This is a genomic window from Janthinobacterium lividum (genome assembly GCF_011601275.1).
GTDB classification, from domain to species: Bacteria; Pseudomonadota; Gammaproteobacteria; order Burkholderiales; family Burkholderiaceae_D; genus Janthinobacterium; species Janthinobacterium lividum_E.
Map to the genome: position 1 here is coordinate 34,720 of NZ_JAAOLY010000008.1, position 25,466 is coordinate 60,185.

The 25,466-nt window shown below is 63.2% G+C and carries 26 protein-coding genes; 15 read left to right on the plus strand and 11 right to left on the minus strand.

The features are described from left to right. Window positions 1-5 precede the first annotated feature (5 nt). The 10 genes from GYK42_RS13690 to GYK42_RS13735 all read left to right on the plus strand — a co-directional run bounded on the left by GYK42_RS13690 (window position 6) and on the right by GYK42_RS13735 (window position 7,868). A complete protein-coding gene (locus tag GYK42_RS13690; protein ID WP_035820511.1) occupies window positions 6-1,505 on the plus strand; it encodes an NADH-quinone oxidoreductase subunit M in 1,500 nt (499 codons plus the stop codon). 16 nt (window positions 1,506-1,521) lie between these two features. Continuing rightward, on the plus strand, window positions 1,522-3,024 hold the full coding sequence (nuoN, locus tag GYK42_RS13695) for an NADH-quinone oxidoreductase subunit NuoN (protein WP_152283158.1): 1,503 nt from the start codon (window positions 1,522-1,524) through the stop codon (window positions 3,022-3,024). Window positions 3,025-3,027: 3 nt separating this feature from the next. Continuing rightward, the gene (locus GYK42_RS13700; RefSeq protein WP_166447952.1) at window positions 3,028-3,351 is read left to right on the plus strand and encodes a DUF2818 family protein; all 324 of its coding nucleotides are present in this window, start codon (window positions 3,028-3,030) and stop codon (window positions 3,349-3,351) included. A gap of 174 nt (window positions 3,352-3,525) precedes the next feature. Continuing rightward, on the plus strand, window positions 3,526-4,083 hold the full coding sequence (locus GYK42_RS13705) for an NUDIX domain-containing protein (RefSeq protein ID WP_166447953.1): 558 nt from the start codon (window positions 3,526-3,528) through the stop codon (window positions 4,081-4,083). A gap of 8 nt (window positions 4,084-4,091) precedes the next feature. Continuing rightward, window positions 4,092-4,787: a hypothetical protein gene (locus GYK42_RS13710; RefSeq protein ID WP_099394246.1), complete on the plus strand. Its 696-nt coding sequence runs from the start codon at window positions 4,092-4,094 to the stop codon at window positions 4,785-4,787. Between the two features lie 12 nt (window positions 4,788-4,799). Continuing rightward, a complete protein-coding gene (gene ispD / locus GYK42_RS13715) occupies window positions 4,800-5,501 on the plus strand; it encodes a 2-C-methyl-D-erythritol 4-phosphate cytidylyltransferase (protein WP_166447954.1) in 702 nt (233 codons plus the stop codon). 17 nt (window positions 5,502-5,518) lie between these two features. After that, window positions 5,519-6,019 (plus strand): 2-C-methyl-D-erythritol 2,4-cyclodiphosphate synthase, encoded by a 501-nt coding sequence (ispF, locus tag GYK42_RS13720; RefSeq protein WP_092710061.1) that lies wholly within the window; start codon window positions 5,519-5,521, stop codon window positions 6,017-6,019. Window positions 6,020-6,041: 22 nt separating this feature from the next. Next, window positions 6,042-6,218: a hypothetical protein gene (locus GYK42_RS13725; protein WP_166447955.1), complete on the plus strand. Its 177-nt coding sequence runs from the start codon at window positions 6,042-6,044 to the stop codon at window positions 6,216-6,218. Between the two features lie 114 nt (window positions 6,219-6,332). Further along, complete coding sequence (locus tag GYK42_RS13730; protein WP_166447956.1) at window positions 6,333-7,508, plus strand: PQQ-dependent sugar dehydrogenase; 1,176 nt, start codon at window positions 6,333-6,335, stop codon at window positions 7,506-7,508. A gap of 57 nt (window positions 7,509-7,565) precedes the next feature. Continuing rightward, entirely contained in the window at window positions 7,566-7,868 is a 303-nt protein-coding gene (locus GYK42_RS13735) for a hypothetical protein (protein ID WP_166447957.1), read from the plus strand. A 3-nt stretch (window positions 7,869-7,871) separates the two neighbouring features. On the opposite strand, the gene GYK42_RS13740 is transcribed toward GYK42_RS13735, so the two are convergent. After that, on the minus strand, window positions 7,872-9,086 hold the full coding sequence (locus GYK42_RS13740) for an MFS transporter (RefSeq protein ID WP_166447958.1): 1,215 nt from the start codon (window positions 9,084-9,086) through the stop codon (window positions 7,872-7,874). 90 nt (window positions 9,087-9,176) lie between these two features. Between GYK42_RS13740 and GYK42_RS13745 the strand changes: the two genes are divergently transcribed. Further along, window positions 9,177-9,797 carry a TetR/AcrR family transcriptional regulator gene (locus tag GYK42_RS13745; protein WP_166447959.1) on the plus strand — a complete coding sequence of 207 codons (621 nt, stop codon included), beginning with the start codon at window positions 9,177-9,179 and terminating at the stop codon, window positions 9,795-9,797. Here GYK42_RS13745 and GYK42_RS13750 read toward each other — a convergent pair whose 3' ends face one another. Continuing rightward, window positions 9,798-10,136 (minus strand): MmcQ/YjbR family DNA-binding protein, encoded by a 339-nt coding sequence (locus tag GYK42_RS13750; protein WP_046683867.1) that lies wholly within the window; start codon window positions 10,134-10,136, stop codon window positions 9,798-9,800. 514 nt (window positions 10,137-10,650) lie between these two features. Here GYK42_RS13750 and GYK42_RS13755 point away from each other — a divergent pair. Continuing rightward, window positions 10,651-11,307 (plus strand): CCXG family PEP-CTERM protein, encoded by a 657-nt coding sequence (locus GYK42_RS13755; RefSeq protein WP_166447960.1) that lies wholly within the window; start codon window positions 10,651-10,653, stop codon window positions 11,305-11,307. A gap of 73 nt (window positions 11,308-11,380) precedes the next feature. Here GYK42_RS13755 and GYK42_RS13760 read toward each other — a convergent pair whose 3' ends face one another. The 6 genes from GYK42_RS13760 to GYK42_RS13785 form a co-directional block, all read right to left on the minus strand. Continuing rightward, window positions 11,381-12,361: an FHA domain-containing protein gene (locus GYK42_RS13760; protein ID WP_166447961.1), complete on the minus strand. Its 981-nt coding sequence runs from the start codon at window positions 12,359-12,361 to the stop codon at window positions 11,381-11,383. Further along, window positions 12,358-13,749 (minus strand): S1 family peptidase, encoded by a 1,392-nt coding sequence (locus GYK42_RS13765; protein WP_166447962.1) that lies wholly within the window; start codon window positions 13,747-13,749, stop codon window positions 12,358-12,360. Before GYK42_RS13765 ends, GYK42_RS13760 begins: the two co-directional genes overlap by 4 nt. A gap of 66 nt (window positions 13,750-13,815) precedes the next feature. After that, a complete protein-coding gene (gene ribA / locus GYK42_RS13770) occupies window positions 13,816-14,469 on the minus strand; it encodes a GTP cyclohydrolase II (protein ID WP_034749940.1) in 654 nt (217 codons plus the stop codon). 220 nt (window positions 14,470-14,689) lie between these two features. After that, a complete protein-coding gene (locus GYK42_RS13775) occupies window positions 14,690-16,933 on the minus strand; it encodes a PhoX family protein (protein WP_166447963.1) in 2,244 nt (747 codons plus the stop codon). A gap of 156 nt (window positions 16,934-17,089) precedes the next feature. Further along, window positions 17,090-17,476: a DoxX family protein gene (locus GYK42_RS13780; RefSeq protein WP_166447964.1), complete on the minus strand. Its 387-nt coding sequence runs from the start codon at window positions 17,474-17,476 to the stop codon at window positions 17,090-17,092. A gap of 31 nt (window positions 17,477-17,507) precedes the next feature. Then, window positions 17,508-18,209 carry a pirin family protein gene (locus GYK42_RS13785; RefSeq protein ID WP_166447965.1) on the minus strand — a complete coding sequence of 234 codons (702 nt, stop codon included), beginning with the start codon at window positions 18,207-18,209 and terminating at the stop codon, window positions 17,508-17,510. Between the two features lie 166 nt (window positions 18,210-18,375). Between GYK42_RS13785 and GYK42_RS13790 the strand changes: the two genes are divergently transcribed. Both GYK42_RS13790 and GYK42_RS13795 read left to right on the plus strand, forming a co-directional pair. After that, window positions 18,376-19,302, plus strand: a complete 927-nt coding sequence (locus GYK42_RS13790; protein ID WP_166447966.1) for a LysR family transcriptional regulator — start codon at window positions 18,376-18,378, stop codon at window positions 19,300-19,302. 165 nt (window positions 19,303-19,467) lie between these two features. Beyond that, window positions 19,468-21,624 (plus strand): putative bifunctional diguanylate cyclase/phosphodiesterase, encoded by a 2,157-nt coding sequence (locus GYK42_RS13795; RefSeq protein WP_166447967.1) that lies wholly within the window; start codon window positions 19,468-19,470, stop codon window positions 21,622-21,624. Window positions 21,625-21,635: 11 nt separating this feature from the next. Here the strand turns inward: GYK42_RS13795 and GYK42_RS13800 are convergent, their stop codons facing one another. Beyond that, complete coding sequence (locus GYK42_RS13800) at window positions 21,636-22,169, minus strand: DUF4256 domain-containing protein (protein WP_166447968.1); 534 nt, start codon at window positions 22,167-22,169, stop codon at window positions 21,636-21,638. Between the two features lie 55 nt (window positions 22,170-22,224). Then, on the minus strand, window positions 22,225-23,133 hold the full coding sequence (locus GYK42_RS13805) for a LysR family transcriptional regulator (RefSeq protein ID WP_166447969.1): 909 nt from the start codon (window positions 23,131-23,133) through the stop codon (window positions 22,225-22,227). 97 nt (window positions 23,134-23,230) lie between these two features. Between GYK42_RS13805 and GYK42_RS13810 the strand changes: the two genes are divergently transcribed. Beyond that, a complete protein-coding gene (locus GYK42_RS13810; protein ID WP_205711396.1) occupies window positions 23,231-24,463 on the plus strand; it encodes an MFS transporter in 1,233 nt (410 codons plus the stop codon). Here GYK42_RS13810 and GYK42_RS13815 read toward each other — a convergent pair. Continuing rightward, entirely contained in the window at window positions 24,428-25,321 is an 894-nt protein-coding gene (locus GYK42_RS13815; RefSeq protein ID WP_166447970.1) for a LysR family transcriptional regulator, read from the minus strand. The two genes, GYK42_RS13810 and GYK42_RS13815, sit on opposite strands and share 36 nt — an antisense overlap. Window positions 25,322-25,466 lie beyond the last annotated feature (145 nt).

A 25,466-nucleotide genomic window follows, 5' to 3' on the forward strand; every position in this document is an offset into this window, starting at 1 on the left:
GAACCATGATGCAGTCTACGATTTCTACATTACCTCCTTACCTGAGTCTGTCGATCTGGGTGCCGATCATTTGCGGCGTCCTGATCCTGGCTCTCGGCCGTGACAGCAAAGCGGGCTTTACCCGCTGGCTGTCGCTGGCTGGCGCCGTGCTCAGCATGCTGTGCACCTTGCCGCTGATCCAGCATTTCGACAACGCCGCACACGGCATGCAATTCGTCGAAAAAGCACCGTGGATAGCAACCTTCAATATCTGGTACTCGCTGGGTATCGACGGCCTGTCGCTGTGGTTCGTGCCACTGACGGCATTCATCACGGTCATCGTCGTCATTTCGGCTTGGCAAGTGATCGAGAAGCGCATCGCCCAGTACATGGGCTCGTTCCTGATCCTGTCGGGCCTGATGATCGGCGTGTTCTGCGCGCTGGACGGCTTGCTGTTCTACTTCTTCTTTGAAGCAACCCTGATCCCGATGTTCATCATCATCGGTATCTGGGGCGGTTCGAACCGCGTGTACGCGTCGTTCAAGTTCTTCCTGTACACCTTCTTCGGTTCGCTGCTGACCTTGGTTGCCATCATCTACCTGCGCAATGTGTCGGGCACCTTCGACATCCTGGCCTGGCATGCGTTCAAGCTGACGATGAACGAACAGATCTTCATCTTCCTGGCCTTCCTGATGGCGTTTGCCGTCAAAGTGCCGATGTTCCCCGTCCATACGTGGTTGCCGGACGTCCACGTGGAAGCGCCAACGGGCGGTTCCGCCGTGCTGGCCGCCATCATGCTGAAACTGGGCGCCTACGGCTTCCTGCGTTTCTCGTTGCCAATCACGCCTGACGCCAGCCACTACCTGTCGGGCTTCATGATCACCTTGTCGCTGATCGCCGTCATCTACATCGGTCTGGTTGCCCTGGTGCAAACCGACATGAAAAAACTGGTCGCCTATTCGTCGATCGCGCACATGGGTTTCGTGACCCTGGGCTTCTTCATGTTCAACGACATCTCGGTGCAGGGCGGTATCGTGCAGATGGTCTCGCACGGCTTCATCTCCGGTGCGATGTTCCTGTGCATCGGCGTGCTGTATGACCGTATGCATACCCGCAACATCGCCGACTACGGCGGCGTCGTGAACCGCATGCCGAAATTTGCCGCCTTCTTCGTGCTGTTCTCGATGGCCAACTGCGGTTTGCCAGCCACGTCCGGCTTCGTCGGCGAGTTCATGGTGATCCTGGGCGCGGTGAAATACAACTTCTGGATCGGCTTGCTGGCTGCAACGGCACTGATCTGGGGCGCGGCGTACTCGCTGTGGATGGCCAAGCGCGTGGTGTTCGGCAAGATCAAGAACAAGCATGTGGCCGAACTGACCGACATCAACAAACGTGAATTCTTCATGCTTGCTGTGCTGGCCATCGCCGTGCTCGTGATGGGCCTGTACCCAGCCCCGTTCACCGACACGATGCAAACTTCGGTTGCTGACCTGCTGCAGCATGTCGCCACCAGCAAGTTGCCTTAAATAGAAGACCGATAACATGACTAATGCACCTAATCTGGTACCGCTGTACGCGGAAATCTTTCTGCTGATCGCCACGTCGGCGCTCTTGCTGATCGATATGTTCTTGCCTGCGGCGAAGCGTTCGATCACCTATGCGCTGTCCTTGCTGACCTTGGCAGGCTGCGCCTTGCTGACCGTGGGTGACTTCAACGCGGGCACCACCGTCTACACGTTCCATAACATGTTCGTGTCGGACCCGATGTCGCAGCTGCTGAAACTGTTCTCGTATGGCGCCGTGGCGCTGACCCTGATCTACTCGCGTGCCTACGCTACCGACCGCAACATGCTGTCGGGCAACCTGGGCGGCGAGTTCTACGTGCTGGCCCTGTTTGCACTGCTGGGCCAGATGATCATGATCTCGGCCAACAACTTCCTGATCATCTACCTGGGTCTGGAACTGATGTCGCTGTCGCTGTACGCACTCATCGCTTTGCGCCGTGACAATGCCAAGGCCACGGAAGCGGCCATGAAATACTTCATCCTGGGCGCGCTGGCTTCCGGTTTCATGTTGTACGGTATCTCGATGCTGTACGGCGCGTCCGGCACGCTGGACCTGGGCGAACTGCGCGTGGCGCTGGAAAACGGCAAGACCAACGGCACCATCATGGTCTTCGGCCTGGTGTTCCTCGTTGCGGGCCTGGCCTTCAAACTGGGCGTCGTGCCATTCCACATGTGGGTGCCTGACGTGTATCAAGGTTCGCCGACGGCCGTGACCTTGCTGCTGGGCGGCGCGCCGAAACTGGCCGCGTTTGCCATCACCCTGCGTTTGCTGGGCGAGGGCTTGCTGCCGATGGCGCATGACTGGCAGCAAATGCTGCTGGTGCTGGCCGTGATGTCGCTGGCCATTGGTAACTTCACCGCCATCGCGCAAACGAATCTGAAGCGCATGTTGGCGTATTCGACCATCGCGCAAATGGGCTTTGTTCTGCTGGGCTTGCTGTCCGGTACCGTTGATGCACCGAACAACACCCTGAACGCGGCTGGCGCAGCCACCGCCTACGGCGCCTCGATGTACTACGTCATCACCTACGTGTTTACCACCCTGGGTACCTTTGGCGTGATCATGTTGCTGGCACGTAATGGTTTCGAAGCAGAAGAACTGGCCGACTTCAAGGGCCTGGGCAAACGCAGCCCGATCTTCGCGCTGGTGATGACCCTGTTCATGTTCTCGCTGGCTGGCGTGCCGCCGCTGATGGGCTTCATGGCCAAGTACTCGGTGCTGGCCTCCGTGCTGGCCACGGGCCAGCTGTGGCTGACCATCGCCGCCGTGCTGTTCTCGCTGATCGGCGCCTTCTACTACCTGCGCGTCGTGAAAATGATGTGGTTCGACGAGCCGACCGATAGCAACGCGCTGGTCGTGCATGGCGACATGCGCGTCGTGCTGGCCCTGAACGGCGTGTTCGTCCTTGCGCTGGGCGTGATGCCTAACAGCATCCTGGCGGCTTGCGCTTCGGCCATCACCAAGACCCTGGCGTCCTGACCGATGGATGTCACCGTCTCGAGCTGGCTGGTGATCGCCCTGGGCATTCTGGGCGCCAACCTGCCTTTCTTGAACGAGAAACTGTTTGCCGCCGTGCCCCTGAAAAAGGCGGCGCAAGCGGAGCAGGGCTGGCGCAAGCCGCTGGCGCTGCGCCTGCTGGAGATGGTGATTCTGTACTTCATCGTCGGCGCCGTGGCGTTCGCGCTCGAAGCGCGCATCGGCAACGGTTTCCCGCAGACGTGGGAGTTCTACGCCATCACCGGCTGTCTGTTCCTGGTGCTGGCTTTCCCAGGTTTTGTAGCACGCTACCTGCGCAAGCGCCGCTAGAACGCTGACCAAACCTGCTGCGCGTCGCGCTTTGCGGCCTGCGATGCTCACTGTGCTACAGCACAGTTCCGCTTCTCAGCCACAAATCACTGCCGCTCGCGACGGTTTTGTCAGTGTTCCTCCCCTCCGAAAGCGGCGCCTCTGGCGCCGTTTTTTATTGAATAAAGGAATTCCATGGATACGAATCTGATTGAAACCAAGGTGGACGGCGAGCTCGTCTACCAGGGCGGCTTCCTGCGCGTGCAGCGCGACCGTGTGTCTCTGCCGGACGGCAAGATCACGGCGCGCGAATTCGTCCTGCATCCGGGCGCCGTCGTCATCCTGCCGCTGCTCGACGATGGCACGGTGCTGATGGAGCGCCAGTACCGCTATCCGCTGGACCGGGTTTTCATTGAATTCCCGGCTGGCAAGATCGACGCGGGCGAATCGCACCTGGCGTGCGCCCAGCGCGAGTTGCTGGAGGAAACGGGCTACACGGCCAGCGACTGGCAATTCGTCTCCACCATCCACAACGCCATCGCGTATTCGGATGAACACCTGGAACTGTTCTTGGCGCGCGGCCTGGTCGCCGGCGAACGCCAGCTCGATGAAGGTGAATTCCTCGAGATATTTACGGCCACCGTGCCGCAGCTGCTTGACTGGGTCAAGGATGGCACGATCACGGACGTGAAAACCGTCATCGGCATCTTCTGGCTCGACAAGATCACCAGCGGCGTCTGGCAGCCGGCCTGATACAGCGCATGCGCACGGCAATCTTCCTGCTGCTGGCCTCGGCCAGCCTGGGCGCACACGGGGCCGCGCGCACGCCATTCCAGGTACGCTGCGAAGACACGATCAGCAAGACGGTGTCCGTGCTGACGGCGCAGCAGAATGGCTATTCAATCGACACGCATCTGCCGTACAAGGCGCTGACGGTGATGAAGGGCACGGCGCGCGCCAACACCTGGGTGCTGGGCTTGACCAAGACGGATTCGCGCGTGGCCATCGCCCTGGCCGGCCCCATGCTGCAAGACCCGGCCAGCGGCTATGAATGCGTGGCGCCGCAGATTACCGTGTCCCTCACGTATGCGCCCGTGGTGATCTATATCGGCCGCGAGTTTGCCCCCGGCACTTGCGCGTATGATGAGATACTCGCGCACGAGCTGCGGCACATGAAAACCTATATGGAACACTTGCCGCGCGTGGAAAAGACTGTGCGCGCCGCACTGGCCAAACGCTTCGAGGCGCGGCCCCTGTACGCGCCCAGCGGCACGGCCAAGGCGGCGCTGGCGCGCGAGATCGACACGGGCTGGCTGCCCTACATCAAGGCCGAAATGCGCAAGGTGGAAACCTTGCAGGCGGCTATCGATTCTCCACAGGAATATGCGCGCCTGGGCAAGGCGTGCAAAGGTGAAATCCAGAACATCCTGGCGGGCAAGGCAGCGCCCGCCAACTAGACAAGGAATGGCATGACAGCAGCACCGAACACCGTCCGTTACTTTGCGCTGATCCCCGCCGCCGGCGTGGGCGCGCGCATGGAAGCGGGCAGTCCCAAGCAATATTTAACCATCGCCGGCAAACCCATGCTGCGCCACGCGCTCGACGCCTTTCTTGCCAGCCCCCTGATCGCGCACACCTATGTCGTCGTCAGCGCCTACGATGGCGTGATCGACACGGTTGTACCGGAGCACGGCGTGACTGTGTTGCGCTGCGGCGGCGCCACGCGCATGGAAAGCATCCTCAATGGCTTGCGCGCCTTGCACGGCAGCATCGCTGCCCACGACCAGGTGCTGGTGCACGACGCGGCGCGACCCGGCCTGACGCCGGCGCTGATCGAAAAGCTCATTACCGAAGTCGGTGAACATCCGGCCGGCGGCTTGCTGGCCTTGCCCGTGGTCGACACCGTCAAGCGGGCAGGGCCCGCCAATGTGTCAGCGCAGACGGTGCCGCGCGACCATCTATGGCTGGCGCAGACGCCACAAATGTTCAGCTATGCGCTGCTGCACAAAGCCTTGTCCGAAGCACCCGACCCGCAAGCGATCACGGACGACGCTTCCGCCGTCGAAGCGCTGGGCCTGGCGCCCAAATTGATCGAGGGCCACCCGCGCAACCTGAAGGTGACCCTGCCGCGCGACATCCACACGGCCGAGCTGTATTTGGCCCATCCTTGAATTCCAGAGAGACCCGCATGAACCCAACGACTCCCGACCTCCCATTTCGCATCGGCCAGGGCTATGACTGCCACGCGCTGGTGGAAAACCGCGACCTGATCATCGGCGGCGTGAAGATTCCCCATCACTTGGGCTTGCTCGGCCATTCCGACGCGGACGTGCTGCTGCACGCCATCACGGACGCCATCTTCGGCGCCGCCGCCCTGGGCGACATCGGCCGCCACTTCCCCGACACGGACGCGCAATTCAAGGGCGCCGATTCGCGCACCCTGCTGCGCGAAGCCGTGCGCCGCGTGCAAGCCACCGGCTATGTGATCGGCAACATCGACGCCACCATCATCGCCCAGCGCCCGAAAATGGCGCCGCACATCGCCGCCATGTGCGCCAACGTGGCCGAAGACCTGGGCGTTTCCGTGGGACAGGTCAACATCAAGGCCAAGACGAATGAAAAGCTCGGTTACCTGGGCCGTGAAGAGGGCATCGCGGCCGAGGCCGTGGCCTTGCTGCTACGCGCTTGAGCGTGTCCGGCAGCGCTTTTTAATGATCGGTGAGCTGTTGTTCGCTGCGGGCACTGTCAGCCTGCCGGTGATTGGTGGCGAAGCCAGCTATGGTATCGGCGTCTTCCACGCGGCCGCCGGCGATCCGGTGGCGCTGGTGCAGACGGGCGGTGCCATCAAAAGCACGCCACGCGCGAAATACTATCTGGTGTATTGCTGATCGCATGAAAGCGGCGGCGCGTCCGCCGTGCAAGATGTGATATTTTAGAAGGCGGCGCGATGGCAAAGACCATCCCGGCCGCCTTTTTTCATTGACGAAACAGGAGAATTCCCGATGCCAATCATCAAGCGTACATGCCTTGCCAACGCATTGCTGCTGGGAGCCTTCGCGGCCTGCGCCATGCCAGCCCACGCCGAACTGCAAGCCACGGGCGTGCCGCCCGCCGCCAAACAGGGCTGGAAGGCCGAGACCGTCACGCAGGGCGTGCGCCAGCCGTGGGGCATCGCCTGGCTGGGCGAGGGGCGCGCGCTCGTCACCAGCAAGCAGGGGACCTTGCATCTGTTGAATGGCAAGAAGTTCGAGGACGTTGCGCTGGAAGGCATGCCCAAGGTGTTTACGGGCGGGCAGGGCGGCCTGCTCGATATCGTGATTCACCCGCAGGATGCGGGCAAGGCCGCGCCACGCGTCTACATGACGGTGTCGACGGGCACGAATGACGCGAATCGCACGACCCTGGTGCGCGGCGTGTTCGACGGCAAGAAGGTGACGGGCATCCAGACCCTGTTCAAGGTGGCCGCCGACAAGAGTGGCGGCCAGCATTTCGGTTCGCGCCTGCTGTGGCTGCCGGATGGCACTTTGCTGATGAGCGTGGCCGATGGCGGCAATCCGCCGCTGCGCATTGGCGACCGCCTGGCGCGCGAGCAGGCGCAAAACCTGGCGACGCACCAGGGTTCCATCCTGCGCCTGACGGAAGACGGCAAACCAGCGCCCGGCAACCCGCTGGCGGCCAAGGGCGCCTTGCCGGAAATCTGGTCGTACGGCCACCGCAACGTGCAGGGCCTGGCGCTTGATCCGGCTTCCGGCCGCGTGTGGGCCACGGAACACGGGCCGTATGGCGGCGACGAGCTGAATCTGGTGACGGCAGGCGGCAACTACGGCTGGCCTTTGCAAAGCTATGGCGCCGACTACAAGACGCATGAACCCGTCGGCAAGCACGAAGTGGCGGGCATGCTCAATCCAAGCGTGGCCTGGGTGCCGTCGCCGGCGCCGTCGGGGCTGGCCGTCTACACGGGCGACAAGATCGCCGCCTGGCGCGGCAGCATCTTCAGCGGCGGCCTGGCGGCCAAGGATATCCGCCGCATCGCCGTCGATGCCAGCGGCAAGGTGACGGGACAGGACCGCCTGGACATCGGCGCGCGCGTGCGCGACGTGCGGCAGGGGCCGGATGGCTACCTGTATGCGCTGACGGATGAGGACAATGGCCGCTTGCTGCGCATCGTGCCGCAGTAACACGGCAGGCGCCGTCTTCGCTTAAGATGGCGCCTTTACTTCATTCAAGGTGGCGGCATGGCCCGTGATACTTATGCATACCGGCACGTTGCCGTCGAATCGCGCGCCGTCAACGGCCGCGTGGAAATCCGCCCCGTGCCAGACCAGGCCTTTTCGCCCGAGCTGGCCGTGCAGTGTTCGCGCCGCCTGGCCGACCTGCAGCGCTATCCGTTGGGCAGCCGCTTTTTACTGTTTGCCAAGCTGACGGACCGCCTGGGCGGTATTCCCTTCCTGTATGCGTATCACGGCGACGCGGACGTCGTGATGACGCCGGCCGAAGTGACGAAATTCCTCGGCGAATTCCGCCGCGGCCGTATCTGATTTCTACGATGCGATGCAGGCCGCGCCAGCCTTGGCGCTGGCCTGCGGCTTGCCGAAGATGGCGATCGTCAAGGCGCAGCCGAGGGCGAACAGTCCACCGACCACCATCGCGCTCGATACGCCCAGTCGGTCGACGGCCATGCCGCCCAGCAACGCTCCCGACGCCAGCGACACTTGCACGATGGCGACAAACAGCGCGCTGCTGCCTTCCATCAAGTGGGGCGCCGCCTTGAACATCCACGTCTGCACGGCGATCGGCATGGCGCCGAAACCGAAGCCCCACACGGCCACCAGCAGCATGGCCGTTAGCGAATGGCTGCCGAATGCGGCCAGGGCCAGGGTGGACAAGCCCAGCACGGCGCCCGTCACCATCAGCGCGGCCCGTTCGTAGCGGCCGGCGGCCCAGCCGCCCGCGAGATTGCCGATGAAGCCGGACGCGCCGTACACGAGCAGCATGGCGCTGACCGTGCCGGCCGCCAGGTGCGACACTTGTGTGAGGAACGGCGCGATATACGTGTAGGCGGCGAACTGGCCCGTGAAGATCATCGCGGTGGCGATCAGGCCCAACCTGGCCTTGGGGATGCCGAATATCATCGGCAACTGGCGCAAGCGGATGGCTTGTGTCGGCGGCAGCTTGGGCAGCAGCAGCAACTGGCCGATGAAGACCAGCACGGCAATGGCGCTGGCTGCGCCGAAAGCGACCCTCCACCCCACCAGTTCGCCCACGAGCGCGCCGGCCGGCACGCCCGCCACCGTGCCCAGCGAGACGCCGGCAAAGATGATGGACATGGCGCGCGACGCATGCTGCGGCGACACGAGGCGCGGGCCGATGGCGCTGCCGATGGCCCAGAAACCGCCCACGCCGACGCCCAGCATGGCGCGGCCCAGCAGTATCCACGCATACGAGGGCGCCAGCGCCACCAGCAGGTTCGACGCGACCAGCAGGGCGGTGAGGGCCAGCAGCACGATGCGGCGGTCCAGGCGGCCCGAGCCGACGGTGACGAAGATGGCGGCAAACGCGGCAACGATGCCAGGCGTGGTGATCATCAGCCCCGCCTGGCCTTTGCTGATGGCCAGCTCGGCCGCCATGGCCGGCAGCAAGCCGACGGGCAGGAATTCGGAGGTGACGAGAGCGAAAGCGCCGATGCCGACCGACAGGACGGCCAGCCACGGCGCCAAGGTGGTATCGTCGCCAGAGGTGTTGGAAGGAGTGTGCATGTGGGTTCCTGAAAAGCGGGAGGTTTTTAACCGGTCGGTATATAATCAGGGCAGGTGGACATCGTTGTCAATAATTTTTTACCGAACGGTATGAAACAAGATAAAAAAGAGCAAACGCCCAAGGCGAAAACGGGACGGCCACGCACGTTTGACGCGGACGAGGCGCTCGATTGCGCCATGAAAGTGTTTTGGGAAAAGGGTTATGAGGGCAGTTCCCTGCCGGAATTGACGAAAGCCATGGGCATGAACCGGCCCAGCCTGTATGCCGTCTTCGGCAACAAGGAGCAGCTGTTCCACAAGGCGCTCGAGCGCTACAGCGATACGCGCATGCGGTTTTTCGATGCGGCGCTGGAACAGCCGACGGCGCGCCAGGTGGTGGAAGCCTTGCTGACGCAGTATGTCGATGCGCAAACGATGCCGGACGGTCCGCACGGCTGCATGGGCGTCAATGCGGCGCTGGCCTGCAGCGACGATGTCTTGCCGATCCGCGATGAATTGTTCGCGCGCCGGTTGCGCGGTGAAATCAAGCTGCGCGACCGCTTGCGGCGCGCCAGGGAAGAGGGGGATTTGCCGCCCGATTCCTGTCCGGAGCAGCAGGCGCGCTTTGTCGTGACCCTGTCGCAGGGCATGGCCATCCAGGCGGCGGCCGGCGTCTCGCGCGAGCAATTGCAGCAGATGGTGGGCTTGCTGCTGCGCAATTGGCCGATGTAACTATCCAGTCGGGGCGATGGTCTTGGCCAGATCGCTGGGCGCCTTGCGCCGCCAGGCCGCCGTCAGGGCGGCGGCCAGCATGTCCAGTTCCGCGTCCGCCAGGCACACCGTGATGCCGGCCAGGCGTTCGCCCCACCAGAGTTTCTCGCAACCCGATGGCGTGATGACCGTGGCGATATGCGCCGCTTCCGCATCGAGCAGTACGTTGATGTGCTCGTCGTCGGGCAGGGTGGCAAAGATCTTCCCGCCCACGCGGAAGGCTGGACGGTCGTGGTGTTCTTCCTCGCTCGTGTCGGGAAACGACAGTGCCAGATAGCGTAGTTCTTCCAGGTCGACCATTCCTCTTTCCCCCTCATCGGACAGATAGCAGCGTGACTACATTTTGCCATGCTGTTTCGCCCCGTGGTGCAGCGGCATGCGAAAAGAAATGCGTAAGATGCGACACTAACGGACTGGTCTGTGGTGCCGCCGCGACACGCCACGCGCCGCGCATGGTCGTCGCGACAGAGTGGGGGATGGCGTTTTTCTGCCGTTGGATAGCTGCTTGCCAGAAAAATATCTTTCATGGTTAAAAGAAAAATACTTTTCTTCCAGGGAATTTAAGCTAGAATAGCTTCAACGTCTTACCTGACCCGTCAATTGTCTGGCCTTGTCCCGGGAACCCGAACCCTTTCCAGGACGCTTGCAGTGCCGCCATGGCACGCCGCAAGTCCGCGCTGTTTCGCGGAAGCCACGTCCCCGACCGCTCATTCCTGCAATCCCTAGCGCTACGCCGACACGCCTCAATGCAGCGTGTATTCAGCTCCAGCGCCCCTTGCTGCGCCCACTGAATACTTACTTACTGGATACCATCATGAAAAACTTGCCTAAAATCGCCCTGTCCCTGATCGCTGTCGGTATGTTTGCCCACGCGAACGCCAGCACCATCACCCTGTCCACCGGCTATTCGGGCGCCAGCGCGCAAAGCTCCGCCGCCGACTACCAGTCCGTCGTGAATGCCGCCGTGGCCACGCCAGGCGCCGGCTATGGCTCGACGACGATTGCCAGCTACAACAACGTCAACAACAGCGGCCTGTTCGGCAGCGGCTCGAACATCGCCTTCAAGTCGGTGATCAATTTTGGCGTCAGCGCGGCTGATGCAGGCGCCTGGAGCTTCCGCAGCGGCGTCGATTTCGGCAAGGGCGGCGCCCTGTTCCTCGACGGCGTGGCGCTGGATTTCAAGAGCAATGACATGTGGTGGGCAGGCAACTACAACAATGGCAGCCAGTTCTTCAGCGGTTCGAGCACCCTGGCGGCCGGCAACCATACCCTGAGCATCTACGGCCTGGAAGGCTGCTGCGATGGCGGCCAGCAAGCGCAATTCAAGGCGGGCAACAACAATTTCGTCAGCTTCGGCGCCAATGACGGCTTGATCTCGGCCGTTCCTGAGCCAAGCACCTACGCCATGCTGCTGATCGGCCTGGGCTTGCTGGGTTTTACGGCGCGCCGCAAGCAGGAATCGAAGTTTTAAGCGCCAGTTCTAGGCAATAATAAAAAGCCCGCCGGTCTGTCAGGACACGGCGGGCTTTTTGCATGTCGGCCTCTTATTCGCCGCTGTCTTCGTCTTCGTCGGCGCCCTTGGCCGCCTTGCCCCGTTCGGCGTCGACGGCGCGTTGCAGGCTGGCCGCGTCGCGGAAGAAGGCGTCCGTCGTGTGATTCGGGCTCAGGCGCAAGGCCGGTGGGTAGATCACGGACATGTACGACTCGTCGGCCAGACGGCCGCTGATCTGCAGGTTGCTCAGCAAAATCAGGGTCGAGCCAAGGATGGCCAGCACGACGGCGACGAGGCCGAAGCGGCGCGGATGCTGCGGCTTGATCGTGCACAAATGGTAGTAGATCATGGCGCAGACGATGACGATGAACATATGCCGTCCGTAGCGCGTCAGCGCTTCCAGCGACAGCGCATACGCAGCCACACTGCTGCCCAATTCCCACACTTCCATGGCCAGCAAACCGCAGCCGATGATGAACACGTGGCGGCCAAAGCGCGCCACATGGCCGAACAATCGGTTTGCCACGGCCCAGATCGAGGCCCACACGAGGCCGCCGGCCAGCGCGGTGGCGATGATCATCAGGTAGGAAATCGGCTCGAAGGCGTCCGCATCGCTGAGCCAGTTGCTGAAGGCGGCCGTGGCGCCGATCATGGCCAGGCCGGCGACGGCGGGGCGCAAGCCTTCCCAGTCGTGCCGGGTCGTGTCGCCCAGTTCGGGCGCCACCGGATGATCGCTGGCGCGCACGCGCACGCGTGTGTGGCCGAGGCGCACGATGCTGTTGCCGCTCAGGGCCACTTGCAGTTGCCGCTGTCCCTGGTGGATCACGCCATTCTGGCTGCCCAGGTCGCGCAGCAGCAGGCTGCCTGCGCCATCGTCTTCGACAATGGCGTGCTCGGCCGCCGTATGCGGATCGTCGAGGATGAAGTCGTTGCCGTAGCCGCGGCCGATGCGGATCGGCAGGGATTCGATCCGCTGGCGCCGCTGCACTTCGCCATTCTCGGCGAGGATTTCAAGGTAATAGGGAGGCTTCATGGCTTGCGGCTGCTTTCCCGCGACAGCGCTTCGAGGAAGGTGCGCGTGACGCGCATGCCGTTGGCGTAGGACACGCCGCGCGCATCGATGCGGCTTTGCAGGCTCATCAGTGGCTCATCGGTGCTGGCGGCCAGCAGGGCAAAGTCGTACAGTCCCGTAAACTTGCGGTAGGCGCGCACGCACAGCACGGCGCGCAGGGGCAGGGTGGTGTTCTTGACGAACTGTTCGGTGCATTGCGGGCCTGTCAGATTCGCGCTCTTGTAGCTGCCGAAACTTTCATTCTTGAACGAGGCGCTGGCCAGTTCGGAAAAGCGCAACGGGCCCAGTTCGCTGCTGCGCAAGAATTCGTGGCGCATCGACACTTGCCCCGTCTGCAGGGCGCCGGAAATGAAGATGGCCGATTCCATGGCGCAACTGGTGTTGTCTAGCATGTAGGGCTTGTCGGACTTGACGTTAGAGCGGCCCCAGCAGCGCATCTGGTCGGACTCTCGCACGGGCACGCGGTACGGGCCCATGGCTTTCAGGCTCAGGGGCGTGTCGAGCAGGCGCGCCAGCATGACTTCCTGGTGCGCCAGCAGCTGCGCCGTCACCAGCGGCTTGAAGTCCTTCGGCGGCTTGCCTTGCTGCGCCACCTTGGCCAGCAATTGCTGGGCATAGCGGGCGGGCACGAGGAAACTGACGAGTTCGCCGTCGAGGCGTTTCGACACGTTCACGCCGGCCACGTCGCCATTTGCCGTGACGCTGGGGCCGCCGCTCATGCCGGAATTGATCGGTCCCGTAAACATCAGCTGGTCGTAGAAACTGCGCGTGACGACGCCGTTGTACGAGCCTTCCGAAATGGCGAAGCCCAGGTCCAGCGGATTGCCCATCGAATACAGGTACTGGCCCTGAGTCAGGGGCGCCAGCGTTTCCGGCATCTTGAAGAAGCCCGTGCCGTGGCGGTTGACGCGCAGTACGGCCAGGTCGTGCAGCACGTCGACGGCCAGCAATTCCACGTTGCCCCGCTGGCCGCTCGTGTCGACCCATTCGCCCACGTAGGTATCGGGCTCGAGCGCGAACTGGGACACCACGTGATAGTTGCTCACCACCAGGTCGCCCGTGCCGATCAAGAAGCCCGAGCCGACCGACGATTGCGTGCGGCCGTTTTTCAGCAGCACGCGCACTTGCAGGATGTCGGCACGTGCGGCCGTGTACAGTTTTTGCGCGGCGGACGAGGGTGGCGGCAGGGCCGCATGTTCGGTGGCGGCTGGCGCGGCGGTGGCCGGTGGCGGTTTGGCGGGAGGAGTCGAAGCGGCGGGGGCAGCGGCTGGCGCGGGCGCCGGGGCCGCGTGTGCGCCCGCCGCAGCGCACAGGCTGGCCAGCAGGAAGGCGTAGTCAGATAATTTCATGCATCCTTTGTGCGTGAGCAGGAGCGCGCCGGCCCGGCAAGCCGGAGCGGCAAGCCGGGGCAGCAATTACAGGGCGCCGTCTTCCAGCGCCGGGGCCGTTTCCGGCGTCATCATGTGACCCAGCTTGCTTTGCTTGGTATTCAGGTAGTGCTGGTTGAAGGCGTTGCGGTTGACCAGCAGCGGCACCCGTTCGGCCACCGTGATGCCCAGCGCTTCCATTGCCGCGATCTTGCGCGGGTTGTTCGTCATCAAACGCAGGCTGTGGATGCCGAATTGCGCGAACATCGGCTTGCACAAGGTGTAGTTGCGCGCGTCGGCCTTGAAGCCCAGCTGTTCATTCGCTTGCACCGTGTCGGCGCCCGCTTCCTGCAGGCGGTAGGCGCGAATCTTGTTGATCAGGCCGATGCCACGCCCTTCCTGGCGCAGGTACAGCAAGATGCCGCGGCCTTCTTCGGCGATGCGTTTCAGGGCGCCCTCGAGCTGGGCGCCGCAGTCGCAGCGCTGGGAAAACAGCACGTCGCCCGTCAGGCACTCGGAATGCACGCGCGCCAGCACCGGTTCGCCGTTGCCGATATCGCCCAGCACCATGGCCAGGTGTTCCTTGCCCGTGGCGTGTTCGACAAAGGCGTGCAAGGTGAACTGGGCCCACGGCGTCGGCAGTGCGCAGGAAGTCGTGTAATCCAATTCGCCTGTCGCCAGGATGTCTGCGCCGCTTTGCATGGTTGTGCTCATATAAGTAATTATCAAAAATAAAAGGCGCGCGACACCACTCCGGTGCCGGCGCGCCTTGCCATCATACCAAAAAGCAGGGAAACGTTTTCCCTGGCTGCCATTCGGTCGTTGCAATGTCTGGTGATGAACCTTACTTAGGGGCACTTCCTCCTTTTACAAGGTGAATTGCCGGCTTTGCCTGGCGGATGCCGCCGCCAGGCACGCGACATCAGCTGCCGATGCGTCCGCCGTCGTTCTTGGTGATCACGATGGTGGCCGAGCGGGGACGCTTGCCGACGCCATAACCGGCGTTGGCAGGCCACTGGCTGGTGTATTTGGACGGATCGCCGATATTTGCCAGCGCCGTGTTTTCGCCCGGATGCTGGATGTTGATGAACATGGTCTTGCCATCGGGCGTTTCGCTGATGCCCGTGATTTCCGAGCCGACCGGACCCACCAGGAAGCGCTTGAGCGTGTCGGCCGTGGGTTTCTTGCCGATGAAGGTGTCGACGGCCAGGTTGCCGCCGGCCGCCGTCGCGTAGTTCAACGTGGACTTGGCGCCGTCGCCGACCTTGCCGGGAATGGCGGCCAGCATCATGCAGTTGGTCACATCCGTGTACGCGCCATCGTCCGTCTGGATCCAGCAGATGCCCGTGTACGGGCTGAAGGCCAGGCCGTCAGGGCTCGAGAAATCCTGGTCGGCCGTCAGGTTCGACAGGTTGATCTTGCTGGCGTCGGCGCCGCTCTCGGCGCCAAACAGGTAGACGTCCCACGTAAAGCTGGTGGCTGCGGCCGCGCCCGTGCCTTCCTTGAAGCGGATGATGTGGCCGTTCGGATTGCCGTTCTGCGCGCTGCTGCCCTTCATGTCCGTGTAGGCGCGCGGGTTGGCGCTGTCCGGCGCCAGCTGCGACGAGCCGCTCGGATTGACGTTGCGGTTCGAGTTATTGGTCAGCGTGTAATAGATCTCGCCATTGGCCGGGTTGACCGAGCACCATTCCGGACGGTCCATTTTTGTGGCGCCCACGGCGTCGGCCGCCAGGCGGGCGTTGACCAGCACGTCGGCAAGGTCGGCGAACTTGTAGGCGCTGTAGGCCTGGATCAGCGCGTTCGACATGGCCAGCTCGATCCACTGGCCCGTGCCGTCGGCGGCCAGCTTGGCCACGTACAGCTTGCCCGAATCGAGGTATTTGTCGCCGGTGGCGATACGGTCGGCCGGATTGGCATCGGCGGCGGCCCAGACGGCCGTCGTGACGAACTTGTAGATGTATTCGTTGCGCGAATCGTCGCCCATGTAGACGGCCAGTTGCTGGCCCACGGTCGGCACGCTGAAGGCGGCGCTTTCGTGCGCGTAGCGGCCCAGCGCCGTGCGCTTGCGGATGGCTTTGGTCTTGTCGTACGGATCCATTTCGACGATGTAGCCCATGCCGTTCAGTTCATTGCGGTAGTCATCGCTGCCGTTGGTCGAGGCGCCGATCTTGCTCAGGTTCCAGCGCGCGTACTTGTCATCGCTGCCGCCCGTTTCCCAGCCGTGGCGCGAGGCGCCGCCCTGGCTGCGGCCATAGCGGTTCAGCGACACGACGGACTTGTCGCCGCGCGCCGCATTGTCGGTGGACGAGCGCGTGAAGTAGCCGGCCCAGTTTTCTTCGCCGGACAGGTAGCTGCCCCAAGGCGATTTGCCCGTGCCGCAATTGTTGATGGTGCCGCGCGTCTTGGTGCCGGTCGGCGAATACTTGGTGACGACGAGGGCGTTGCCGCGCACGGGGCCGGCGATCTCGATGTCCGTCAGCGGCGTGACGCGGCGGTTGAATGCGGAATCGTTGACGGTGGCCCAGGCGCTGCCCGTCTTCTTGACTTCCACCACGCTCAGGCCGTGGACGGCCACTTCCTTGTCGACTTCGGCCGCAGGGCGCGGCAGCGTCGTGGTGCCGCCATTCACGTGCAGGAAGTGCGAAGACAGTTTTTCGTCCGTGGTCGCTTCGTGGTTCATCGCCAGCAAGCCCCGTTCGGCGCCGGACGCCAGCGGTGCGCCGGCGGCGGACAGGCCGTAGTATTCCATGCCGTCGTGGTGGTCGCCGGCGCGGTTGTCGAAATCGGTATCGCTGCCGTCATTCTTGTAGGCTGGCGTGGCCGCGCGCAGCGAGTCGCCCAGCGCATACAGGGCCGTGGCTGTGTAGCCTGCCGGCACCGACACGACGTCGGCCAGGCTTTTCGGCACGGCCGTGAAGGCCAGCAGTTTTTCGGGTGTTGGCGTCGGCGTCGGCGTGACGGCGACCGCATCGCTGCCGCCGCCGCAGGCGGACAGGCCCATCGAACCCATGACGGCGGTAGCGGCCGTGACGGCGCTGCCGCGCAGCCAGTTGCGGCGGCTCAGGCGGGCGTTCAGGATGCTGTTGAAATGGTTGTCGTGGGACGCGTTGCTGTCAATGTCGTTCAGATCGGTGGCGCTGATGGCCAGATCGTTGGGCTTGTTCATGGGCTGCGATGTCCTGTGGTTGCGTGATTTAAAGGCAACCGCATGATAGTTGTCGAATGTGACAGCGCCATGTCAGCCTGATGACAAAACGGTGACAAGCTGCCGGCCGGGCGGGCCGCGTCGATGACGGGCCCGTCCGGTCAGGCAGCCTTGGTCTTACTTGGCCTGGCGAAAGCCGCGCTCCACCAGCAAGAGCATGCCGCCGAAGATGGACAGGTTCTTCAGGAAGTTCGTCAGCTGGTCCTGGAAGTGGGCCGCATCGGCGCTCCAGAAGGCGTGGAAGATCAGGGTCGTCGGGATCAGGAACAGCGCCAGGGCCAGCGCCGCCCAGCGCGCCTGCCAGCCCGTGATCAGCAGCAGGCCGCCGCCCACTTCCAGCACGATCACGCCCACCAGCAAGATATTGGCGATCGGCAAGCCCTGGCTGGCCATGTAGCCGGCTACACCCGCAAAGCCGCCGATTTTCAGCAAGCCCGAGACAAAGAACAGCACGCCAAGGGCGGCACGGCCGAGGGGGAGCAATACGTTGCTTCTGTTTTCCATGATTTTCTCTTTCTGTATATTTATCTGTTAATTATTTTGGCAGGTCGAAAACAAGCACTTCAGCATCTTCCGCTTGCGTCAATGTCACGGCTGCTTCCTGCGTCAGTTTCAGCGCATCGCCCGCTTTCAACGGCGTGCCGTTGACGACGAGGCTGCCGCGGATCAGGTGCACATAGGCGAGGCGGCCTTCGTCGAGCGCATGTTCTGCCTGTTCGCCTTCCTGCAGGATGCTGGCGTAGATGGCCGCATTCTGGTGGATCAGCACGGAACCCTGGCGGCCGTCGGAGGAGGCGATCAAGCGCAGCTTGCCCCGTTTGCTGTCCGGCGTGAAGTGTTTCTCTTCATAGCTGGGGGCAATGCCCGTCACGTTCGGCTGGATCCAGATCTGCAGGAAGTGCAAGCCATCCGTTGCCGAGTGGTTGAACTCGCTGTGGCGCACGCCGCTGCCGGCGCTCATGCGCTGTACATCGCCGTAGTGCAGGACGGAACCCGTACCCATGCTGTCCTTGTGTTCCAGCGCGCCGTCGAGCACATACGAAATGATTTCCATGTCGCGGTGGCCGTGCGTGCCGAAACCCTGGCCTGGCGTGACGCGGTCTTCATTGATCACCAGCAGCGGGCCAAAACCCATGTGATTGGCATCGTGGTAGCTGCCGAAGGAAAAGCTGTGGTGGGAATTGAGCCAGCCGTGGTTGGCGGCGCCGCGTTCTTCGCTGTGACGAATCTGTAACATGATGGACTCCGTTTCTATAAGTGAATGTGCGATAATTTCGAAGGACCGTTGCCTGGCTAGTGCCGTAGCGCCTTGTCTGCCCTTCGCTGTACGATGAACAAAGTATAGGCCCCCCAGCAGAGAAAGAAAAACGGAAAATCTTGCGACCTATGATCGAAAAAATCGAATGTTAAGACTGAGCCTGGAAGCCCTGCAAATCGTTGACGCCATCGACCGCCGAGGATCGTTCTCGTCGGCCGGCAAGGAGTTGCATAAAGTCCCGTCCACCATTTCCTATACGGTGGCCAAACTGGAAGACGACCTGGGCGTGCAAGTGTTCCAGCGCAATGGCCCGAAAGTCATGCTGACGGCGGCCGGCCAGGAATTGCTGAAAGAGGGCCGCTATCTATTGAAGGCGGCGCAAGACCTCGAGCACCGCGTGCGCAGGGTGGCGTCGGGCTGGGAAACGGAATTGTCCATCGGCATCGATTCCATGTTTTCCGCCGTCGCTCTGGCCGACGACGTACGCGCCTTTTACGACGTGGCGCAGCAGACGCGCCTGCGTCTGTCGCAAGACACCCTGTCGGGCACGTGGGAAGCGCTGCTGGACCGGCGCGCCGACTTGCTGGTGGGCGCGCCCGGCGACGGGCCGGCGGGCGGCGGTTATATCGCGCAGCCGATCGGCATGCTCGACTTCGTGTTTACCGTGGCGCCTACGCACCCGTTGGCCCAGATACAGGGACCCCTGTCGCGCGGCCACCTGCAGCGGCACCGGGCCGTGGTGGTGGCCGATTCGGCGCGCCAGATGGCGCCGCGCACGGTGGGGCTGCTGCTGGGCCAGGATGCCTTGAGCGTGCCGAACATGCAGGTGAAGTTCGATTATCAGGTGCTGGGGCTGGGCTTTGGCTTCCTGCCGGGGCCGTGTGCTCGCGCCGCCATCGCGCGCGGTTTGCTGGTGGAAAAGGCCGTGGAAGAGCCGAAACCGTCGGAAACGTTTTACCTGGCCTGGCGCGTAGGCGAAGATGGCGCGGCATTGCGCTGGTGGATGGCGCGCATGCGCGAGCCGGATGTGTTTGCCCGCCTGGCGCAGCATCTGCCGGGCCATTCGGCGTAGGCCTTAAAATGTTGACATACGCCAACATTTTTAAGTTACCATATTCGCAGTATTGCAATTGTATTTCTTGCCCGACCTCCATGCCCCACAGTGGGATTTTGATGATTACACACACCGCAGCGCCCCCGATACCTTCCCCTGACCTGGCCCAAGCGTGGGGTTGCCATGCTTGAGGCAAAGGTCGCGCTGTGCCTGCGCCTGGCCCAGGATGCCCGTGAACAGGCGGGGCCGCAGCAGGCCGCCACGCTGGCGCGGCTGGAGGAAGAGCTGGAACGCCTGCGCGGCGCCAGCCGGCCCGTGGTGCGCGTGGCGCCTCCCGACGCCTTGCTGGAAATCGATCCCGACGGCTTTTTGATCGGCTGGAACCATGGCGCCGAACAGATGTTCGGCTATTCCGAAATCGAGGCGCTGGGCCAGCACATCCTGTTTTTGTATCCGGAAGACGACGCGGAAGCGAGCGTGCTGGAACTGCATTTCATGCAGGGCGACGTGGCCACGGATGTGCGCCGGCGCAAGAAGTCGGGCATGGTGACGTGGCTGCGCATGCACCGCCACGTGATCCACGACCAGGCGGGCAAAGCGTGCGGCATGGCCGTGCGCCTGTCGGCCATGAGCGAGCCGCTGTCCGACGTGGACAAGGTGCGGTTGCACGCGCGCATCATCGAAGACAGCGAACAGGCTGTGCTGATCACGGATGCGGAAGAGCGCATCGTCTCGATCAACAGTTCGTTCAGCCGCATCACCGGCTATTCGCCGGCCGAAGCCATCGGCCGCACGCCTGACTTGCTGCGCTCGGGCGTGCACGACCCCGATTTCCGCGCCAAGGTGCGCGCCGCCATGCGCGGCCATGGCTCCTGGCGCGGTGAAATCATCGGCAAGCGCAAGAATGGTGACCTGTTTCCGCAAGACGTCACCATCAGCGTCGTGCGCGACGAATTTGGCGAAATCAGCCACGTGTTTTCCCTGTTTTCCGATATCTCCGTGCACAAGGATGCCGAAGCGCGCATGCAGCGCATGGCCAATTACGACAGCCTGACGGGCTTGCCCAACCGCTGCCTGCTCAATCAATTGGTCGACCAGGGCCTGGCCGAAGCGAAACGGCAGGGCACACATGGCGCACTGATGGTCATCGACATCAGCCGCATCGGTTCCATCAGCGACACCTTGGGCCATGAAGTGGGCGACCAGCTGGTGATCGCCATCGGCCAGCTGTTTCGTGGCGCCCTGCGCGACGCGGACATCCTGGCGCGCGTCGACAACAGCAAGTTCGTCGTGGCCCTGCTGCATATCGAAAAGCGCGAACACGCGGCGAATGTGGCGCAAAAGCTGCTCAACCTGTTGGAGGCGCCGATCAATATCGATGCGCACGCCTTGCACGTGGGCGCCAGCATCGGCATCACCGTGTATCCGGAAGACGGCCTGGAAGCGCCGGCCCTGTTCCGCTTTGCCGACGTGGCCGTGTCCAAGGCGGGGCAGACCATCGAATCGACCTTCCTGTTCTACCGCGAAGACATGAATCGCCGGGCCAAGGAACATTTGCGCCTGGAAAGCGAAATGCGTTTGGCGCTGGGCGACAAGGAACTGGAATTGCATTACCAGCCGAAAGTGAGCCTGGCCAGCGGGCGCATCGTGGGCGCGGAAGCCTTGCTGCGCTGGAAGCATCCGATGCGCGGCATGGTCTCGCCCGGCGTCTTCATCCCCGTTGCCGAGGAGACCAGCCTGATTCTGGAACTGGGCACCTGGGTGCTGGACGAGGCCTGCCGCCAGATCCGCAGCTGGGAAGACCGGGGCCTGCACATGCCGGCTATCGCCGTCAACCTGTCGGCGCGCCAGTTCGATGAGCAGTTGCCGGCGCGCATAGCGGCCGTGCTCGAGCGCTACGGCGTGCGGCCCGACCAGATCATGCTGGAGATCACGGAAAGCCTGTTGATGCGCGGCGCCGACAAGGTCATCGGCATCATGAACCAGCTGGTGGCCATGGGCCTGGCGCTGGCGCTGGACGACTTCGGCACAGGCTATTCCAGCCTCGCCTACCTGAAGAAATTCCCCATCAGTACCTTGAAGATCGACCGCTCGTTTGTCATCGGCTTGCCCTTCGAGGAAAACGATTGCGCCATCGCCCGCGCCATCGTCACCATGGCGCAGCAGTTGCGCCAGGAAATCGTCGCCGAAGGGGTGGAAACGGCCGAGCAGATGCGCTTCCTGCGGGAACTCGGCTGCGACCAGCTGCAAGGCTATCTGTTCAGCCCGGCCGTGCCGGCGGCCGAATTCGAGCTGATGCTCGATGAAGGCCGGCAGCTGCGCCTGGAAGAGGCAGTCTGACGCAACAGCCGTCAGACGCGCAGCAAGCCACGGAAACCCCGGCTCGCATAATACGATTCGGCGCTATTGTGATAGACGAAGACCTGCTCATAGCGGCGGTCGCAAAACAGTGCGCCGCCCAGCGCACGGATGCTGTCCGGCGTCGCGATCCAGCTCGAGGTTTTGCGATCGAACGGTTCCAGCTCCTGCAACTGGCGATATTGCGTTTCCGTCAACAAGGCGATACCCATCGTTTGCGCCATGGCCATGGCGCTGCCGGCCGGCTTGTTGGCCTTGCGCGCGGCCAGCGCCGCGGCATCGAAACACAGGCTGCGCCGGCCGAGCGGGCTTTCTGCTGAGCAATCGCAAAACGTGACGGCGCCCGTGTCGTCAGCGTGCCCGATGACGTCCGGTTCGCCGCCCGTCTGTTCCATTTTCTGCAATATCGCCAGGCTGGCGGGAGCGGCGTTCAACCGCGCCAGCACCTTGTCCCACGTCCACCCCTGATGGCGGTGCCCGTGCTGGCTGAAGCGGGTTTGCAAGGTGTGGATCAATTCATCATGCATGGCGCGGCTCCGTGGAGTTTCAACGAGACAGCCGATTATAAGACGCCATGCGTGCTCACCCCAGTTTGACCTTTTCCAGCAGGTAATCGAGCATCACGCGTACCCTGGCCGGCACTTGCAGGCCCGGTCCCACGAAGACGGCGTGCACGAGTTCCCTGTCGCCGGGATTGTAATCCTGCAGCACGGGTATCAAATCACCTCGTTCGATATCGCGCAGCACGTGCTGGCGCGAAAAGCGTCCCAGTCCCATGCCAGCGAGCACCAGCTGGCGCATGCTTTCGCCATCGCTGACGCAGGTATTGCCCTGCGGCGCCACCTGCAACGTTCCGCCCGCGCCATCGAGGAAAGGCCAGGTTTCGTTCTGGCAGCGGAAATTGAAGGCCAGCAGATTATGTGAGGACAATTCCTGCGGCGTGCGCGGCAAGCCGTGCCGCGCCGCGTAGCCGGGCGACGCAACGACGACCATCGCGTCTTCGCCCAGTTTGCGCGCCACCAGGTTCGATTCCTTCAGCTTGCCCGTGCGGATGGCGATGTCGGTGCGGTCTTCCAGCAAGTCGATGATGGCGTCGCTGACGACGACGTCGAGCACGATGTCGGGATAGCGCTGCGCGAACTCGGGCAGGATGGGCAGCAGATGGCGCACGCCGAACGGCACGAAACAGTTGATGCGCAAGCGCCCGCGCGGCGCCGCCCCCTGCGCCGCTTCGCGCTCGGCGCCATCGATATCGTCGAGGATGCGCTTGCACTGCACGAAGAAGGCGTCGCCCTCCGGCGTCGTGTGCAACTGGCGCGTGCTGCGCTGAAGCAAACGTGCGCCCAGTCGCGTTTCCAGGCGGTTGACGAGCTTGCTGACGGCCGATGGCGTCAGAGCCAGGCGGCGCGCGGCGGCCGAAAAGGCGCCCGTTTCCACCACGGCCACAAACACGGCCATCTCGAACGCGCGGTTGATGTCTTGCCTGGCCATTATTGAATCCATTTCACAGGTGTTTCCATTATTAGAGTCTATATCAAAAGCATCTGTATCGATACACTGGCCAGCTTGAACTCAGACGGAGAATGTCATGCACACCGCAAGCCCTGTTTCCCCTCAATCCAGCAAGATGCCGCCCGGCGTGCCGGCGTTGGCCGTCGGCGCCTTTGCCATCGGCGTGACCGAATTCATCGTCGTCGGCATCCTGCCCACCATTGCGAAAGATTTGCGGATATCCATTGAATCGGCCGGCTCGCTGGTCAGCCTGTATGCGCTGGCGCTGGCCATCGGCACGCCGCTGCTGGTGCTGCTGATGTCGCGCCTGCCGCGCAAGGCGGCCCTGCTGGGGCTGATGAGCGTGTTCCTGGCAGGTAACCTGCTGGCCGCCTTTTCCCGTACGTTTGAATTGTTGCTGCTGGGGCGGGTCATCACGGCCGTGGCGCACGGCACCTTCTTTGCCATCGGCGCCACCGTGGCGGCCAGCCTGGTGGACAAGGCGCAGGCGGGCAGGGCGATTTCCGTCATGTTTGCGGGCTTGACCCTGGCCATGGTGATCGGCGTGCCGTTCGGCAGCTTCCTCGGCAACCTGATGGGCTGGCGCTTGCCCTTCTTTGCCGTCGTCGTGCTGGCCGCGCTGGGCCTGGCGGCGATGGCGCGCTGGCTGCCGGCCGGTTTAGCGCAAGGCAAGGGCGGCAAGGCCATGACGCAACTGGCGGCCTTGGGCAGCGGTCCCATTATCACCATGATGGCCGTGACCACATTCGGTTTCGGCAGCAGCTTTGCCGCGTTCACGTTTATTACGCCCATCCTGACGGACGTGACGGGTTTTTCCGCCACCATGGCCAGCGCCTTGCTGATCGTGTTCGGCGTCGCCACCTTTGCCGGCAACCTGGCGGGCGGCTACCTGACCAGCCACCTGGGCTGGCAAAAGGCGTTGCGTGTGATGCTGCTGTTGCTGGCTGTCACGCAAGCGGGCGTGGCGCTCAGCATCAGCTCGCAGTGGATGATGACGGTGATGCTGTTCGTCTGGGGCGTATTCGCCTTCGGCCTGTCGCCCGCCCTGCAGGCCGGCATGCTGGCCACGGCCGAGCGCTATACGCCGCAAGCCGTCGATTTCGCTTCGGGCCTGAACATTTCCGCGTTTAACCTGGGCATTTCATTCGGTTCCATGCTCGGTGCGCTGATGGTCTCGCGCCACATGATGGCCTTGTCGCCATGGGCCGGCGTGGCGGCTGCATTGCTCGCCTTGCTGCCGCTGGCCTGGCTGGCGCGCAAGAGCGTGGCGAAATCAGGCGCGGTAGCGCAGCGCCTCCACGAAGGCTGAAAACGCGGGCGTGGCCTGGCGTCGGTTGGGGTAGTACAGGTGGTAGCCCTGGAAGGTGGGGCACCAGTCGGCGAGGATTTCGACCAGGCGGCCATCGGCCAGATAGGGCGCCAGCAGCGGCTCGGGCACGTAGGCCAGGCCGATGCCGTCGAGCGCCGCATTGAGCACGTGCATGATGCTGTTGAATACCAGCTGGCCTTCGGCCTTGACGGCAAAGGCTTGCCCATCCTTTTCGAATTCCCAGGCATAGATGGCGCCAGCGGGCCGGTGGCGGATATTCACGCAGGCGAATTCTGTCAGCGCATGCGGCGTCGCGGGCGCCCCATGGCGCGCGAAATACGCGGGCGAGCCCACCACTGCCAGGCGCCAGTCGGGGCCGATGCGCACGGCGATCATGTCCTTGCTGATCGCTTCACCCAGGCGGATGCCCGCGTCGAAGCGCTGCTCGACCACATTCGTAAAGCCGTAGTCGACCACCAGTTCCAGGGTGATGTCGGGATAGTCGCGCAGGAAGCCGGCCAGCATGGGACGCAGCAGCAATTCGATATGGTCGTCCGTGCAGGTGACGCGGATGGTGCCCCTGGGCTTGTCGCGCAGCGCGCCCAGCGCCTCGACCTCGGCGGCGATCTGCTCGAACAGGGGCGCGATGGCCAGCATGAGCTTTTCGCCCGCGTCGGTGGGCGCCACGTTGCGCGTGGTGCGCGCCAGCAGGCGCACGCCCAGCCGTTCTTCCAGGGTGCGGATGGTATGGCTGAGCGCGGACGCGGTGATGCCCAGCCTGGCGGCCGCTTTGGTAAAGCTGCGTTCCCGCGCCACGGCGAGGAAGGCTTGCAGATCGTTGATTTTGGTCTGGCTCATTACTGAATTTTTCTCATAACTACATCAAGATTGTACCCGCTAATCAAAAGAGCTTGCCTGCGTCAAGATGGTGCCCTGACTTTGAAAGGAGCACCAATATGACGCTAGAAACAGGCATGCCGATACAGGTGCAGGTGCGGCAGGC